This is a genomic window from Stenomitos rutilans, assembly GCF_059505485.1.
Window position 1 is genome coordinate 31364 of record NZ_JCACKR010000061.1, and the last position, 15312, is coordinate 46675.

The window sequence follows — 15312 nt, forward strand, 5'->3', positions numbered from 1 at the left end:
CGCCACTGCTGTAGTCTCGCCAGACCAAGTCAGGACGATTATCCCCATTGAAGTCAGCAATGCCTTCAATCTGCCAATTTGTGGCTACTGAGGTGAGAGATGTAGAGCCGATGAGCGTCGCATTGTTGGTGCCACCCATAAACCACACAGCATTCGCGCCACTGCTGTAGTCTCGCCAGACCAAGTCAGGACGATTATCCCCATTGAAGTCTGCAATGCCTTCAACCTGCCAATTTGTGGCTACTGAGGTGAGAGATGTAGAGGTGGTAATGCTGGAATTGTTCGTGCCACCCATGAACCAGACTGCATTTGCGCCACTGCTGTAATCACGCCAAAGAACATCAATTTTGGGGTTATTTTGCAGTTTGAGGTTGAGGGTGTAGTCTGTGTCAGCACCGCTGCTACTTTGGTAAACCCGAATATAGTAAACGTTGGCATCAAGAACCTGGCTAACTGCTTCTGAAATACCAGCGCTATTGGCAGACGTTTGTAAGGTGTTGCCGTTACGATCGAGCAACTGTACATTTGCGTCTGCACTTAGGCCATTGATTGCTATGTTGAGGCTGCTGCGTCCGCTGAGGCTAATGCGGTAGTAGTCATCCGTATCAAAGGCATCTACTCGATCGCTGAACGCTTGCAAACCTGTGGCTGAGCTAATCTCTTTTGCAGAAGTTAGATTGTTCCCTGCGTAGTCCGGCATAGCTTTTACAATAGTTGGTATAGCTCTATGTTTGCCTTCAAGAAATTAATAAACCTTGATTTTTCTTTACTTGAGTAAAGTCTTCAAAATGAGCTTTAAAAACCCGTGTTTTCACTGGTATTGCGCTCTTGCTCATGCTTTGTGTTGTGGTACTAACCCCAAGGAACAAGGGAGAGAACGATATAAATACTTAAGGGCTGTACCGATATGAGTACGACCGACCAATCCCGACAAGCAGTACGAGCGGAAAATGAGCGATCGCTGGATACACTCGTTCGTGCAATTACCCTGTCGCAGCAGCAGTTTGCGCTGATTTTGGTGCGCTGCAACTACACTAAACTGCGCGATCGCATGACGCAACAGTTGAAAGAACGTTGTCCGTTGCCCATTCATGAATACACACTGCCTGAAACGGCTAAAACCCTCTACACCAGAATTCGGACGGAGATGAAGGAGGATGAGCACGAGTGTGAGGAGGAGATGGAGGTAAAGGGAGAGGGGGCAACAGGGGAAGCGGGAGCAGAGCAATCACCCTTACAAACGGTCAACCATCAACAGCTCAAAACTCCTCCCCAAAATCCTCCAACTCAAAACTCAAAACTCGAAACTCAAAACTCTTCCCGCTGTCAGCCTCCTAACGCGTTGATGATCTACGGGCTGGAGTCGGTCACAGCGATCGACCAGGTGCTGTTAGCCACCAATCTTGTGCGCGAGGAGCTGAGTAAAAAATTCCCGTTTCCACTTGTGCTGTGGATGAACGATCGCGTCCTGGCAAAGCTCGACCGACTGGCACCCGACTTGAAAAGTTGGGGAGGGAATACGGTCATTTCCTTCGACGTGGCATCAGATGCGGTGCTAGAAGGGCTACGGCAGCATACCGATAGACTCTTTGCCTCCATTCTTGATGCAGGCGATGAACAATTTTTGCCCAATTGGACATTGCTGCAACAGAAACATTTCCAAACGTGGGGCACAAATTCGTTGCGCAGAACAGAATTAGAATTTGCCCTTGAACGAGTCCTTAGCAGCGGTCAGGCCATTGATCCAGCGCTTCAAGCAAGTCTTGATTTTCTACTTGGACAGGATGCCCATGCGCAAGGTGAATTGGCAACGGCCCGTATCTGCTACGAGTGTAGTCTGGCGTTTTGGCAAGAAGAAAGTAACCGCCAACGATCGCAAAAGCTATCCGAATCCTTTGTCCTGCTGCCGTCTGCCAGCGAACGAGCGGCGTGTGTGCTGATTTACCTTGGGCTGTGGTGGCGATCGCGGGCAATGCAACAACGTACTCTTTATACCGATGCCTGCCAGCAAGCACTGAACTACTTTCAGCGTGGTCTAGAGGTATTTGAGCAAACTAATCGTCAGGATCTGGTGGCTCGATTCATCATCCCGCAAGCCGAGGTGCTGCAAAAGCTTCAGCAATGGGATGAGTTGGAGGCAGTGGCAAAACGCGCCTTGGTGCTGCACAAGCTCTATGCTGACCCTGTCCGACAGGCACGAGATCATGGCTTTCTGGCGGAGGTCGCCCTGGCACGATCGTCCTGGAAAGAGGCCAAACAGCAGGTGGAAACAGCACTCGATATTTTGACCGCTACCACAGCGGCGATCGATCACCAATCCCCCAATCCCCATATTGAGGACAGCCTGGAAGTCGCGCAACGGTACCATCAAGGCTGGTACTTGCTGCTGATGGCTAGAGCGGAAGCAAAGTTGGGGCAGATCGAAGTCGCGATCGGTCATCTGGAAACAGCTCAAAATCAGACCTATCCACCCGATGATCCACAGCTTTACATCGTTATTCTGCGGCATCTACGAGACCTGTACTTTCAGCAAGGGCACTACCTAGAAGCCTTTCATACCAAACAAACGCGGCGATCGCTGGAGCATCAGTATGGGTTTCGCGCCTTTATTGGAGCACTGCGTCTGGAGCCACAGCAGTCTTTATTCAGCCAATTTCCGGGTCAAATTCCTCAAGAAGCGCCACTGGCACAAGAGATTAGAGCATCTGGTCGCCAGCAAGATGTTAACCGTTTGGTCGTTCGCATGGGGCGGAATGATCTTAAGCTCACCGTCATTCATGGGCCATCGGGAGTAGGCAAAAGCTCGATCGTCAATGCGGGTCTGGTGCCTGCGTTAAAAGAGCGTGTGATTGGCGATCGCATTGCACTGCCCCTTTTGATTGACCTTTACACCGATTGGCAAACGGCCCTGGAAGCGAGATTGGTGCTGGCGATCGGAGGGCAAAGGGCAGAAGGCAGAAGGCAGGAGGCAGAAGAAAGCGGTCAGCCGTCAGCCGTCAGCCGTCAGGAAATGGAAGGAAGCGGTCAGCCGTCAGCGGTCAGCGGTCAGCACTCAGGAGCCAGGAGCCAGGAGCCAGGAAAATTTAACGTGTCCTCTGCTTCCCCTGCTCCCTCTGCTCCCCCTCTCTCTTCTCTCCTCTCTCTCCTCCGCCAAGCCACCAGTCTTAACTTCATCCCGGTGCTGATTTTTGACCAGTTTGAGGAGTTCTTCTTTGTCCATGAAACCCTACCACAGCGCCGCCTGTTCTATGAGTTTCTGCGCGATTGCCTGAACCTGGATTTTGTCAAAGTCGTGCTGACGCTGAGGGAAGACTACCTCCACTACCTGCTGGAGTTTCAGCGCCTTGCCAGCCGTGATAGTGTGAATTTAGACAGCATCAATGACATTCTTGGGAAAGATGTCCGCTATCCGTTGGGAGACTTTTCGCCTGCCGATGCGCGATCGATCATCAAAAGCCTGACCGATCGCGCCCAGTTCTACCTGGATGACGAGTTGGTGGATGCCTTAGTCACCGATCTGGCAGACGATTCTGGCGAAGTGCGAGCGATCGAGCTACAGGCAGTGGGTGCCGAACTGCAAGCGGAAGGGATTACGACGCTGGCGGAATATCGCCAGAAAGGCCCCAAGGAAAAACTGGTGGCACGATCGCTCGAAAACATCATTGAAGATTGTGGCCCTGAAAATGAAGATGCTGCACGGATTGTTCTGTTTCTGCTCACAAACGAAAATGGCACACGCCCGCTCAAAAGCCGCGAAGATTTAGAAACCGATTTGGTCGATTTAGGTTTGACGGCTGAAATCAATAAGCTCGATCTAGTGCTGGAAGTGTTGGTCGGCTCTGGGTTACTCTTTCTGGTGCCCGAAAATCCTGCCGATCGCTACCAGCTAGTTCACGATTATCTCGTAAGTTTCATTCGTCAGCAGCAAGAAGAAAGCGTTGCGGATTTAGACCTGCACGATCACCATCCATCAGAGGCGTCTCAACCAGAACCTGTCGTGAAACGGCTGATTAGCCTGCGACGACAAAATGCGTTTCTGATGTCCAAGCTCAAGCAGATTCGTTCGGCTGAAAGTGCTCTGCCATCTCTGCTGCTGCTGTTTTCGTTGGCACTGCTGATCACCGCTTTAATGGTGAGCTTTAAACCGACACCCAACACACCAAAGCACAAACAAGTCGAGGCTGGCCTTGAATGGCGCGCCGTGCAGTTACCACCATCACCCACGACTGTACCTGGCGCTGCACTGTAACACAGCCAGTTGCGGTAGGGTTAAAGCGATGTTGTTGAACGCCAGTCGCTATGTCTGTTCTTGCCCCAACTGTGCTTGCCCTTGACTTTGATGGTGTCCTTTGCAATGGCATGAAGGAGTACTTTCAAACGTCCTGGCGTGCCTACTGCAATCTCTGGCAACCGGACGAGACATCTCCACCAGACGGTCTGGCTGAACAGTTCTACCGTACCCGACCTGTGATTGAAACCGGATGGGAAATGCCGCTCCTGGTGCGATCGCTCTTGTTGGGCACATCAGAGGCTGAGATTCTGCTGCACTGGACTACTATCGCCAAACAGCAGGCCGTCAAAGATGGGATGGAAGCCGCTCAACTTGCGGCTGAAGTCGATGGCGTGCGCGATCGCTGGATTAAACGCGATGTGGAAAGCTGGCTGGCAGAGCAAGAGTTTTATCCTGGTATCATTCCGCAACTCAAGACCTGGCTCACTAGTGACACCGAAATCATCATCATCAGCACCAAAGAGGGACGGTTCATTCAACAGCTCTTGCAGCAGCACCACGTTGATTTCACGAAGCTGAAAATTCTGGGCAAAGAAGTCAAACGACCCAAACCAGAGACGTTGCGATCGCTACGATCAGAGCAGGCTTCCAATGCCACTTTCTGGTTTGTGGAAGATCGGTTACAAACCCTGCAAGCCGTCAAACAGCAAGCCGATCTTGCCGATGTAAAGCTATTTTTAGCAGAGTGGGGCTACAATACGCAACCAGAAAGAGATTTGGCGGCTCACGACGCTCAGATTTATGTACTGTCTTTGCAACACTTTAGCCAGCCGTTAGAAACCTGGATCACAGAAAGCAGTGCACTATGAAACCTCCGCTCAATGTTTCACAGTGATCGACAACCATGAAACATGCCAACGATCGCGCCCTGGATAAACTCACCACTTTACTCACGGCCCTTCGTGCTATCGAAGGGCTAAAGGAAAAGAAACGCGGCATTTTTTACCGTAAAGGACAGGCGTTTTTGCACTTTCACGACGATCCTACCGGGCTGTTCGCCGACTTGAGATTGTCTTCCGATTGGGAGCGCTTTCCGGTTAACACGTCCGAAGAGCAAGCGCAATTGGTCGATCGGGTCAGTTCCCAGATGTCGGAGGTGTTCAAAACCTCCGAGGTCTAGTTGGTTGATTCGTTCTACTTGTACCAGGCTTGTTTCCACCGCTTCATTCGATTAATTTCGGCTTGCTGAGAGTTGATGATGGCTTGAGCGAGTTGCTTCACTTCCGGACGCTTAGACTTACTCAAAACATCCTTTGCCATCACGATCGCCCCCTCGTGGTGAGGAATCATGGCATTCAGAAAGCGTAAATCAAATTGACCATCAGCAGTCCCCAAATCCATGTTCATCATCATGCCTTTCATCTGGCCCTCTGACATTGCCATCATGTGCTTCATGTCGGCATGCCAGGCCATTGGGGCTGTAGGTGCTTTGGGATACCAGGACTGCCGCCACTGCTTCATCTCAGCAATTTCGTTCTTTTGCGCCTTGATGATGCCAGCCGCTAACTTTTGAATTTCGGGACGCTTCGATTTTTGTTGCGCTTCCTTCGCCATCACAACGGCTCCCTCATGGTGTGGTGTCATAGCATCAATAAACCGGAGATCAAAATTAGCATCAGCAGGGCCAAGCTCCATTCCCATGCTGTGGTTCATTGTGCCATCAGACGGACTCATGCTGCCGTGATCCATCTGCATCGATCCAGCATCGGTCGCTGATGGGCTGGGAGCCTGCGCCTTTTCGGCAGTAGTAGAACAAGCGCTGATCAGGCCAGTCGTGGCGATCGCTCCCAGGAGCAACAGTGAACCTGTTTTGCTGATGACAAAGTGGCGCAACTTAAATCTGTTAGCCATAAGAAAAGGATTGGCAAAAGACGATGTTCTGATTCTGCATACTCCAGCTAGCTGGAGAGTCAACCCCATAGAGTTAGATAGGCGACTTTCTACTAGACGCAAAAGAGGAAGTCAGATCCCTTGCGAAAGACGGAAGCAATTAGAGTAATGCTTCTTTAGGGTGAAGTTGTGAAGCCTTTTGGCGATCGCGTTTTTTCTTTAACCAAGGAGATCAGTATGACGACAACAGTTCAAAAGCACCAAGCCTTACTGGATACCTGCATCGCAGCTTGTTTTGACTGCTTACGTGACTGTGAGAACTGCGCCACGGCTTGCTTGAACAGCGATATGGTGCAAATGATGGCCCAGTGTATTCAGCTCTGCCGCGATTGCGCCGATACCTGTGCGCTCTGCGCCCGCTTCATGGCACGCAACTCTGACCTTCATGCTCAACTGTGCAGCGTCTGTGCAACAGCGTGCGATCGTTGTGCAGCAGAGTGTGAAAAACACGATCACGACCACTGCCAGCGTTGTGCTGAGTCCTGTCGTCGTTGCGCTGAAACCTGTCGTCAAATGGCAACCACAATGGCATAGTTCCGCTTCTGTCAGAGCTTTATCTGTAGCATCCCGACAGACTACCGTTGTAAATTCTTCGTCTTATCGCTTGACTATCCAGTCGAGTGGAGACTTCAAGATGGGGATAACGACGAACCAAAGGACTGGCACAATGGCAATTAAACTAACTGTTCCTAATATGGCTTGCTCTGCCTGTAGCGATACCATCACACATGCCATTCAAACAATTGACCCCGCCGCAATGGTGCAAGCCGATCCTAAGACCAAACTTGTTGTCGTTGAAACGCAAACGCCAGAAGACGCGGTAAGGCAAGCGATCGTGGCGGCTGGTTATGCGGTGAGTTGAATGAGGCAGGGAAGATGAAAACGGTTACGCTCAAATTGCGGGGAATGAGCTGTGCCGCTTGCGCCAACAGTATCGAAGAGGCCATTCGATCAGTGCCAGGGGTTAGCGCCAGCAGTGTCAATTTTGTGGTTGAGCAAGCTACTGTCACCTATGACCCTCAGAAAACGACGGTAGAGACGATTCAAGCTGCGGTAAGTGACGCAGGCTATGCCGCCTCATTGCAGGAGCAAGCCTCGCTTGGGGAAGATTCGGCTGAGAAAGCGGCTCGTGCTGCCGATAGCCGTAAGCTAACGCGCAAAGTTGGGGTGGGGGCGATCGTCAGCATCATTCTGGTCATCGGTTCACTGTCTGCCATGACGGGATTAAAACTGCCGTTGATTCCTGGCTGGCTGTCGAATCCGTGGTTTCAGCTTGTGCTCACGGCTCCCATCCAGTTTTGGTGCGGCTACTCTTTCTACAGCAATGCCTGGAAAGCTTTGAAGCGCCATGCCGCCACGATGGATACGCTCATTGCGTTAGGCACCAGCGCAGCCTATTTTTACTCGGTGTTTGCTACCGTTTTCCCGCAGTTTCTTGTCCATCAAGGCTTGATGCCAGAGTTTTACTACGAGACAGCGGCGATCGTCATCACCTTGATCTTGCTGGGACGACTGTTTGAAAACCGCGCACGGGGTCAAACATCAGACGCGATCCGCAAGCTCATTGGCTTACAGGCGAGAGTAGCCCGCATTATTCGCAGGGGACGGGAGGAGTTAGTACCCATTCAAGACGTGCAGAAAGGCGATGTCGTGGTGGTGCGACCAGGCGAAAAGATTCCCGTAGATGGCGAAGTTGTGGAAGGTGCCTCGACGATCGACGAATCAATGGTGACGGGCGAAAGTGTCCCCAGCAAGAAACATGTGGGCGATGAGGTCATTGGAGCTACCATCAATCAAACAGGCAGCTTCAAATTCCGTGCGACCCGCGTGGGTAAAGACACGGTGCTGGCGCAAATTGTCAAACTGGTGCAAGATGCCCAGGGGTCAAAAGCGCCGATTCAGCGACTAGCCGATCAAGTGACGGGTTGGTTTGTGCCCGTTGTCATTGCCATTGCGATCGCCACCTTTGTCCTCTGGTTTTTGGCAATGGGCAATCTCACCCTGGCGTTGATCGCTACGGTTGGGGTACTAATTATTGCCTGTCCCTGTGCACTGGGGTTAGCCACACCCACGTCGGTTATGGTGGGCACGGGCAAAGGAGCCGAAAACGGCATTTTGATTAAAGGTGCAGAGAGTTTGGAACTGGCGCATCAAATCCAGACGATCGTGCTGGATAAAACGGGCACGATTACTCAAGGCAAGCCTACTGTCACGGATTTTACGACCACTCAGGGCACTGCAAACCGCAATGAACTCAGGCTTCTCCGCCTGGTGGCTTCCGTGGAACGTTACTCAGAACATCCCCTGGCAGAAGCGGTGGTGAACTATGCCAAAACGCAGCAGGTGGAATTAGCTACTGTGCAGAATTTTGAGGCGATCGCAGGGAGCGGCGTTCAGGGCACCGTCTCAGATCGGTGGGTACAACTTGGTACACAGCGCTGGTTGGATGAACTGGGCATCGAAACCAGAGTGTTGCAACAGGAGAAAGACCGATTGGAAGCGATCGGCAAAACGGTGATTTGGCTTGCTGTTGATGGTGATGTGCAAGGAATTATGGGCATTGCGGATGCCATCAAACCCTCGTCTGCCCAAGCCATTCGTGCCTTGCAGCGCTTAGGGTTAGAGGTGGTGATGTTGACGGGAGACAATCGCCCCACGGCTGAGACGATCGCCCGTGAAGTTGGCATTTCCCACGTCATCGCGGAAGTGCGCCCTGACCAAAAAGCCGATGTCATCGCCTCCCTGCAACGTAGTGCGATCAAAGCACGCGTGGCTAGCTCCAAGCCTGTAAAGAAAGCCAAACATCCGACCAACATTGTGGCAATGGTGGGAGATGGCATTAATGATGCACCAGCACTCGCTCAAGCCGATGTGGGCATTGCGATCGGCACTGGGACCGATGTGGCGATCGCGGCTAGCGATATCACCCTCATTTCTGGCGATCTTCAAAGCATTGTCACCGCTATTCAACTATCTCGCGCGACGATGCAAAACATTCGCCAAAATCTCTTCTTTGCCTTTATCTATAACGTCGCAGGCATCCCAATCGCCGCGGGCATCCTGTTCCCCTTCTTTGGCTGGTTGCTGAGTCCCATTCTCGCAGGTGGTGCGATGGCCTTTAGCTCGGTTTCTGTCGTCACCAATGCCCTGCGACTACGGAATTTTCAGCCCAAAGCGGCGACTTGATTTTGCAGGAGGTTTCATCAATGATTTACAAAAAAAAGATAGTTGTCAGGCTTACAAGCCTAAGCCTCATCATGAGTCTCGCTTTAAGCACCGTACTGCTCTCTTCACAAGGCAATGTCAATGCTCAGATGTCAATGGAAAAGACTGAAGCAGGGCGAGCGAAGTTTCATCACCTTGAGCAGCCCTTGGGGTTACAAATTGGCGTAGTGGTCGGTGGCGCAGCCCTGATCGCACTAGAGCTTTGGTGGTTCGTCTTCAGCAAAAAACAAGCTCACAAGGCAGAAGCCAAGCAAGGCGTGCAAGAGCTAACCATCACCGTCGATGGAGGCTATGAACCGAGCCAAGTGATCGTCAGTGCAGGGCAGCCTGTCCGCCTCAATTTCTTTCGTAAAGATCCCAGCCGTTGCCTTGAAACAGTTGTACTGCCTGATTTCCACATTGCCCGTGACCTCAGTTTGAATCACGTTACAGCAGTGGAATTCACACCCGAAAAACCAGGGCAGTACACGTTCACCTGTGGCATGAATATGTTTCGTGGCGTGGTAGAAGTTGAGTCCCCGACTGTAGCGAAAGCCAACGGGTGAGGGATCGTTTGTACGTATCAGGTTCGTTCCATTTCTGCACTACCCTAGCTTAGGGACTCGTTGGGAAATAACATCCCACGGCTCATCCATCCGTCCACTCATCCACACCCTTCAACCTGAGATTTTGTTTGCTACCAGTGCCCTTAATTAGGAAAGCACAAATTCTCAGCTATTCCCATCCATGTAAGCGTTGCGAGAACGATTTCAAGAACTGTTTGATCAACTGACGTTGGAACATGATGATGTCGGTTGCTTCCTACAACTTTATTCTGGAAGCCCTATTCTATGCAGCCTCATATAATTAAATTGATACAGCAGTGAAATCCTCCGGGGTGAGAGCTACTTTTGTCGAAATTTGAATTTGGGATTGCTGATCCAAAGCATGATTTATGCTATAGTCGTGTACCGTGCCTGGACGCATAGCTCAGTTGGTTAGAGCACCACGTTGACATCGTCGTGAAACCATCTTCGCTCTGTGCACGGTACATGGGTTTCAGCTTTTCTTCCTATCTACGTGTGTAACCACATGTGCAGAAGGTAAGTAGAAATGCAGAAGATTAGACTTCAGAACAGAAATGGAAGGATAGGGATTCAATTCACCGCTAACGGGCAACGTTGTAGTCTCTATGGTTTAGGTAATTGGGATAGTCACAGTGATAAGGCAAAAGCTGAAGCACTCGTTAGGCAGATTGAAGCGGATATATTGGAAAGAACATTTGACCCAACACTAGAACGGTACCGTCAAGGATTAAGCAAAGCAGTCAACAAACTGGGAACTCCTGTAGAGATGTTTGCTAAGTGGATGGGAACGGTAAAACCGAATGATGGAAACTTTAAGGTGCATTATGAGCCAGTGTTACAAGCGCTAATCGCCAGTGGCAGCAGAAGCTACAGCGACAAAGGGTTTAACCTTTATTGGAGCCATCTTTCCCCTCGCACCTACAACGACCGTGTAGGCTACCTCAGACGGTTCGGTAAGTGGCTAGTAGATGAGAATTACCTACCTCACAACCCCTACCGCAATCTAAAGAACCGTCCAGTAGAACGAGTGAAGATTAAACCCTTCACACCCGATGAAGTAACGCTCATTTTGGCAACGCTATACGCCAAGTCGTTGATGATAGGTTCCTTCTACTCATTCCTCTTTCTGACAGGGTGTAGACCGAGTGAAGCAATAGGGTTACTCAAAAGCAAGGTAGATACCGAACAGGGAATCGTTACTATTGATTGTGCTCTCGCTCGTTCTGAAGATGGTTCTAGCGCTGCTGCTAATCGACGGATGAAGGAAACCAAAACGGGTGATGTGAGAGTGCTTCCCTTGTCTAAACAGTTGTCGCTCTGCATCGTCTCAGCACTTGGATGGCAACAGAATAATCAAGTGAACAGTGAGCTAGTGTTCTGCAACCAAAAAGGGGAGGCACTGGACGATAGAAACCTGCTTAACCGTTATTGGAAACCCTGCTTAGAATCCCTCAACATTCCCTACCGCAAACCTTACATTACTCGTCACACTGCTGCATCTACAGTGATAGAGAACGGAGGAACGCTAGCTGATGCCGCGAAACTACTGGGACACAGTGATTTAAGGATGGTGAGTACGGTTTACGGTCATGCGATTAAAGAGATTCAACTACCAAGTTATAAGAGTGAGGGTGAAGTTTTAGGCTAAAGATTTAGGCTAAAAGTTTAGGTAGATACCTCAACACCCCTAAATAAACGGTTCAAAGCTTACAGGGGGAGAGCCAGAAAACAGCTTTACCGTTACTGATTTACCATTAGCTCCAACTAGTTTTCCGTTCTTTTTCTTGGGATAAAGCAGACTAGCGCTTTGAATGTGCATCTGTTTTATCCCAATTTTTTTGGAAACATCGCCAGCCTGACTTGACCTAAACGTCTCTTCAATCAGGTCAGCCGTACTTAGAGAGGCAAGAGTTCTAAGTACCTTCTTACCCTCAGTCTCAGTACTCGCATAAACCGCCATTTGTCTACCGTTATCCATTTGACAGGTGCAATAACAATTCCCTCTTGTGTAGCCGTCTAGCGTTGATCTCAACTTCTCATAACCTAAACCAGGCTTAGCGTCTGGTACAGCAATGCTGGCATGAGTGCCTAATTTACCTTTGCGTCGATAAGGAGGTTTTGAGTATTCACTGAAATTGAACACAACCTTGCGTAGCTGTACTTTAGGTTTGATCTGCTCATCCACTGGCTCAGCGAATACCTGACCGATGTCTCTGTTCTTCACTAAGGGAATAGTGGTCATCGTTGCCGATTTCACTAGATCAACTACCTCGGCTTGACTGCCTGCAAACTGGAGCTTCTCATCTGACTGAGGTTCTACCGGAATCTCAATGTAACGCTCTACTCCCCTTCTGTTTTGAGCGTATCGATTAGCGGCTACATGATCGTCAATCTTCATCGTTACGATGTATCCAGCCTCGATAATCCCCTCCTCGAAGCCTTCAATAAACTCCTCTACGGGCTGCTGCCAGAACTTAGGAAGTTGTTCAATTTTCTTCTCGATTTTTTGAGCGATGCTACCGTCTGCCTGGGGTGTGGTGATTGAGTTCAAACCAAACCAGTGGTTCTTTCTAGCTGCCAGTACTGTGTTGATAAAAGCGTTGCTTACCTGAGCCGATATAGTTCCCTGTAGCAGTCGTTTAACGTTTGCCTGTAGCTCTTCGTTTCCTTCTTCAGCCAACGCTAAACCGATCTCTGCTGTAAGAATCGGTATTTTCATTTTGGCAGCTTGGTCACGTCCATTCTTCCTAAAGAACCTCCCCAGAAAAGCGTTAGCCAGTCTCACCGACTGAAACCCTAGCGTCTCTCCTAGTGCTTCTGCTGCTCTAGTGACGAGTTGTTGGTTGTTCCTCTCTATCTGTTCCTCTAACGCTTTATCAGTAGCGCCAAAGTCGAACGTCTTAATCGCAAAGTATGCTTGTACGAACATATCCCACAGGTTGCTAAAGGAGAGATTGAAATAATTAACAACCGCTGAAAAACCCCAACCAAGAAACTTTTTCAGCTTAGGCAATAAACCTTCAGTTGCTTTTGCTACGGCTCTAGTCGCTTCTACCTTAGCGTTCTCTTTTCTGCTTCTCAGCGTAGTCAACTCTAAAGAAAGTGCCATATTTAAGTACCACTTTTATCGTTATCACCTTTCAACTTACCTGTAACATCAACTCCCTCGTAACCGAGAATCTTGAGAGTTTCTTGTAAGTTCTTCCAAATTTCCTCTTCCGTCTTGGTTGGTTTCTGATTAGCAGCCTTTAGTCGTGAACCTGTAATGTCGTCCCTACCTTTCTTGTCTGGTTTAATCGGTTGCCAGACTGCTCTCATGGCGATTTCTGAGTTATGAAGAATCCGCTGCAACAAAGGTAAAGCTGTCTGCTTATCGTTGAACTCTGTTCCTACATATGGCTGAGTTGAAGGTTTCAAGAACGCTGCGATTTCGTCGTTCTCTAGTTGATTGTTAACCCCTGCTGCACTAGGCGTAAAGTTCAACTTAACGACTCTAGGCTCTGCTCTAGTATCGAAACCGAAAAACTTCTGAATCGCTTTTAGTAGTTCGTTCCCTTGGAAGACCCCTACCTTGGTATGAATCACCTCGGTAGCGATTCTTGCTCCAATGTTCACCGCTGCGTCTGCATCTTCTGCGATAGTTAAACTCATGGCGAATAGTTCCTGCATTGCGTGTGCCCCATCATTCAGCGTGATGGTTTTCTCTGAACCATTCGGTTGTTTTACCTTCACCTTTAAGGGGTAAAGCCCCTGCGTTGCGTCAATATTACGATTCGTCCACATCAACAGGTCAGGGATGTTCTTGATGAGTTGAGGATTATCACCCGTCAGTAAAGGAAGTGAAACACCGTACTCTCCTACGCCTAACACCTTCTTAATCTCCTCTAAATCAGCAGTAGTCTGAGGGCAACACTTATCACCATCACCAGGAGTTGCATTAGGTGTAGCTGGTTTAGGTTGTGGTTGAGTGGTAGGTGTTTCTGCGTTGCCAGGTGTTTGTGGATAGGTTGGTGTCTTGGGCGTAGTGGTTGTAGTAGATGAAGGTGAAAGTGGGTTCAACGATGGTGCTTGGACGTTAGGCGATGATTGCTGCTGCTGCCCATTAGTTGGAGACAGAGGGTTAATGGGAACGGGAACAGGAATAAAAGGTACTTGAGGTGTAGACGGAGACTCAGGTGTAGGTTTTCCTTCAGAAGGATTCTTGCCAGGTGTGACTGACGGAGCGTTAGAAGGTGTGGCGGTTGGATTGGTCGGTTGAGCCGTTGGAGAGTTAGAACTATCAGGCATTGATAAACCAGTAGGAGCAGGTTCACCATTAGGTCTAGTTGCCGTGGGAGTGGGAGCTTGCTTGGGATCTTTTTGCCCATCAACACGATTCATCGAGGCAATTTTCGGTTCACTCGTGACGTTTCCACTCCCAATATCCAAAAATGGGAAAGTGCCACTACCAGTTACCAAAGAGTAAACACGAACGCCTTGTGCACCATCGGCACGTTGAATCGTAATCGGTGCCGTGTAAGTGCCACTTGCAGCAGGGGTTTCCCCAAAACGGTTATCCCCGTAGGTAACAAGAACGTTGTAATTCACACCGGGCGTACCGTTAAAGGGCGAACGTTTATCGCTGGGAGGTATACCCTGTGTGCGTTTACCCTTAGTTTCCCCATTAGGATGCAACCCTAGCAACCTTCCCAGCTTTCCTGCTAAATCACCTGCTCCATTAGCAAGGTTTTGTAGAGCATCTCCGCTTGAACGATTTAGAGCGTCATTGTTTGCTTTATCACCTGCTCTTAGCTTGTCTATGTCTCTCAGTGCGTCTCCGTAGTTTTCACCGAATGACTTGCCATTACCTGAGTAACGAGGGTCTGTTAAAGCCGCTGCTGCTGCCCGTGCGCTGTCTAGCAAGTAGGGCGTAAGTAAGCTTGTACCAGCGCTGAGTGACCCATTTAACGCTCCAGGAGTCAGGTTAGAACCATTCATTCCTGGTAAGTTATTTAATCCAGTAGTAGGAGCTCCCCTTGTACCTGGCAAAGCTCCTGCTGTGCTTACGCCTGACAAGTTACTAGGTGTAGGTGTACCGCTTAACTGATTGTTGGGAACTCTCGTAGCTGGTACGTCTACGGTGTTGTAAGGTTTCTGTACTGTACCTTCTCCAGGTGCGCTGTAGGTAGTGGGCAGATTACTAGGTGTTCCTGGCAAAGCAAGTGGCTGAGTGTAAGTACCCTGTCGAGATATATCTCCTACGTTGCCCCTGCCCACTAAATCACCACTTGTAGTTGGTGTAGTAAAGGGTGCCTTGGTGCTTTGTTGACCTACCTGATAATCTGCCACTGTTCTTTCTCC

General features: G+C 49.7%; 12 protein-coding genes. 8 read left to right on the forward strand and 4 right to left on the reverse strand.

Going from position 1 to position 15312, the window contains the following annotated elements; translation table 11 throughout:
- The coding region (locus AC5JLP_RS10500) for an FG-GAP-like repeat-containing protein (RefSeq protein WP_496067886.1) at nt 1-700 on the reverse strand (700 nt) is incomplete at its 3' end.
- Between the two features lie 207 nt (nt 701-907).
- On the opposite strand from AC5JLP_RS10500, the gene AC5JLP_RS10505 reads away from it, so the two are divergent.
- Genes AC5JLP_RS10505 through AC5JLP_RS10515 form a run of 3 tightly spaced genes read left to right on the forward strand, consistent with a single transcriptional unit; the run spans nt 908 to nt 5411 of the window.
- The gene (locus AC5JLP_RS10505) at nt 908-4249 is read left to right on the forward strand and encodes an nSTAND1 domain-containing NTPase (RefSeq protein WP_496067887.1); all 3342 of its coding nucleotides are present in this window, start codon (nt 908-910) and stop codon (nt 4247-4249) included.
- 50 nt (nt 4250-4299) lie between these two features.
- Nucleotides 4300-5100: an HAD family hydrolase gene (locus AC5JLP_RS10510; protein WP_496067888.1), complete on the forward strand. Its 801-nt coding sequence runs from the start codon at nt 4300-4302 to the stop codon at nt 5098-5100.
- 35 nt (nt 5101-5135) lie between these two features.
- The gene (locus tag AC5JLP_RS10515) at nt 5136-5411 is read left to right on the forward strand and encodes a hypothetical protein (protein ID WP_496067889.1); all 276 of its coding nucleotides are present in this window, start codon (nt 5136-5138) and stop codon (nt 5409-5411) included.
- Nucleotides 5412-5425: 14 nt separating this feature from the next.
- On the opposite strand, the gene AC5JLP_RS10520 is transcribed toward AC5JLP_RS10515, so the two are convergent.
- A complete protein-coding gene (locus AC5JLP_RS10520) occupies nt 5426-6142 on the reverse strand; it encodes a DUF305 domain-containing protein (RefSeq protein WP_496067890.1) in 717 nt (238 codons plus the stop codon).
- Nucleotides 6143-6358: 216 nt separating this feature from the next.
- On the opposite strand from AC5JLP_RS10520, the gene AC5JLP_RS10525 reads away from it, so the two are divergent.
- The 5 genes from AC5JLP_RS10525 to AC5JLP_RS10545 all read left to right on the forward strand — a co-directional run bounded on the left by AC5JLP_RS10525 (nt 6359) and on the right by AC5JLP_RS10545 (nt 11620).
- Nucleotides 6359-6715, forward strand: coding sequence for a four-helix bundle copper-binding protein (locus tag AC5JLP_RS10525; protein ID WP_496067891.1), 357 nt, complete (start codon nt 6359-6361; stop codon nt 6713-6715).
- A gap of 133 nt (nt 6716-6848) precedes the next feature.
- Nucleotides 6849-7043: a heavy-metal-associated domain-containing protein gene (locus AC5JLP_RS10530; protein WP_496067892.1), complete on the forward strand. Its 195-nt coding sequence runs from the start codon at nt 6849-6851 to the stop codon at nt 7041-7043.
- A 14-nt stretch (nt 7044-7057) separates the two neighbouring features.
- Nucleotides 7058-9367, forward strand: coding sequence for a heavy metal translocating P-type ATPase (locus AC5JLP_RS10535; RefSeq protein WP_496067893.1), 2310 nt, complete (start codon nt 7058-7060; stop codon nt 9365-9367).
- A 71-nt stretch (nt 9368-9438) separates the two neighbouring features.
- On the forward strand, nt 9439-9951 hold the full coding sequence (locus tag AC5JLP_RS10540; protein ID WP_496067894.1) for a cupredoxin domain-containing protein: 513 nt from the start codon (nt 9439-9441) through the stop codon (nt 9949-9951).
- Nucleotides 9952-10498: 547 nt separating this feature from the next.
- Nucleotides 10499-11620, forward strand: a complete 1122-nt coding sequence (locus AC5JLP_RS10545; RefSeq protein WP_496067895.1) for a tyrosine-type recombinase/integrase — start codon at nt 10499-10501, stop codon at nt 11618-11620.
- A gap of 39 nt (nt 11621-11659) precedes the next feature.
- On the opposite strand, the gene AC5JLP_RS10550 is transcribed toward AC5JLP_RS10545, so the two are convergent.
- Together AC5JLP_RS10550 and AC5JLP_RS10555 are read right to left on the reverse strand one after the other, a co-directional pair.
- Entirely contained in the window at nt 11660-13081 is a 1422-nt protein-coding gene (locus tag AC5JLP_RS10550) for a hypothetical protein (protein ID WP_496067896.1), read from the reverse strand.
- A 2-nt stretch (nt 13082-13083) separates the two neighbouring features.
- Nucleotides 13084-15300: a hypothetical protein gene (locus AC5JLP_RS10555; RefSeq protein ID WP_496067897.1), complete on the reverse strand. Its 2217-nt coding sequence runs from the start codon at nt 15298-15300 to the stop codon at nt 13084-13086.
- Nucleotides 15301-15312: the final 12 nt, after the last annotated feature.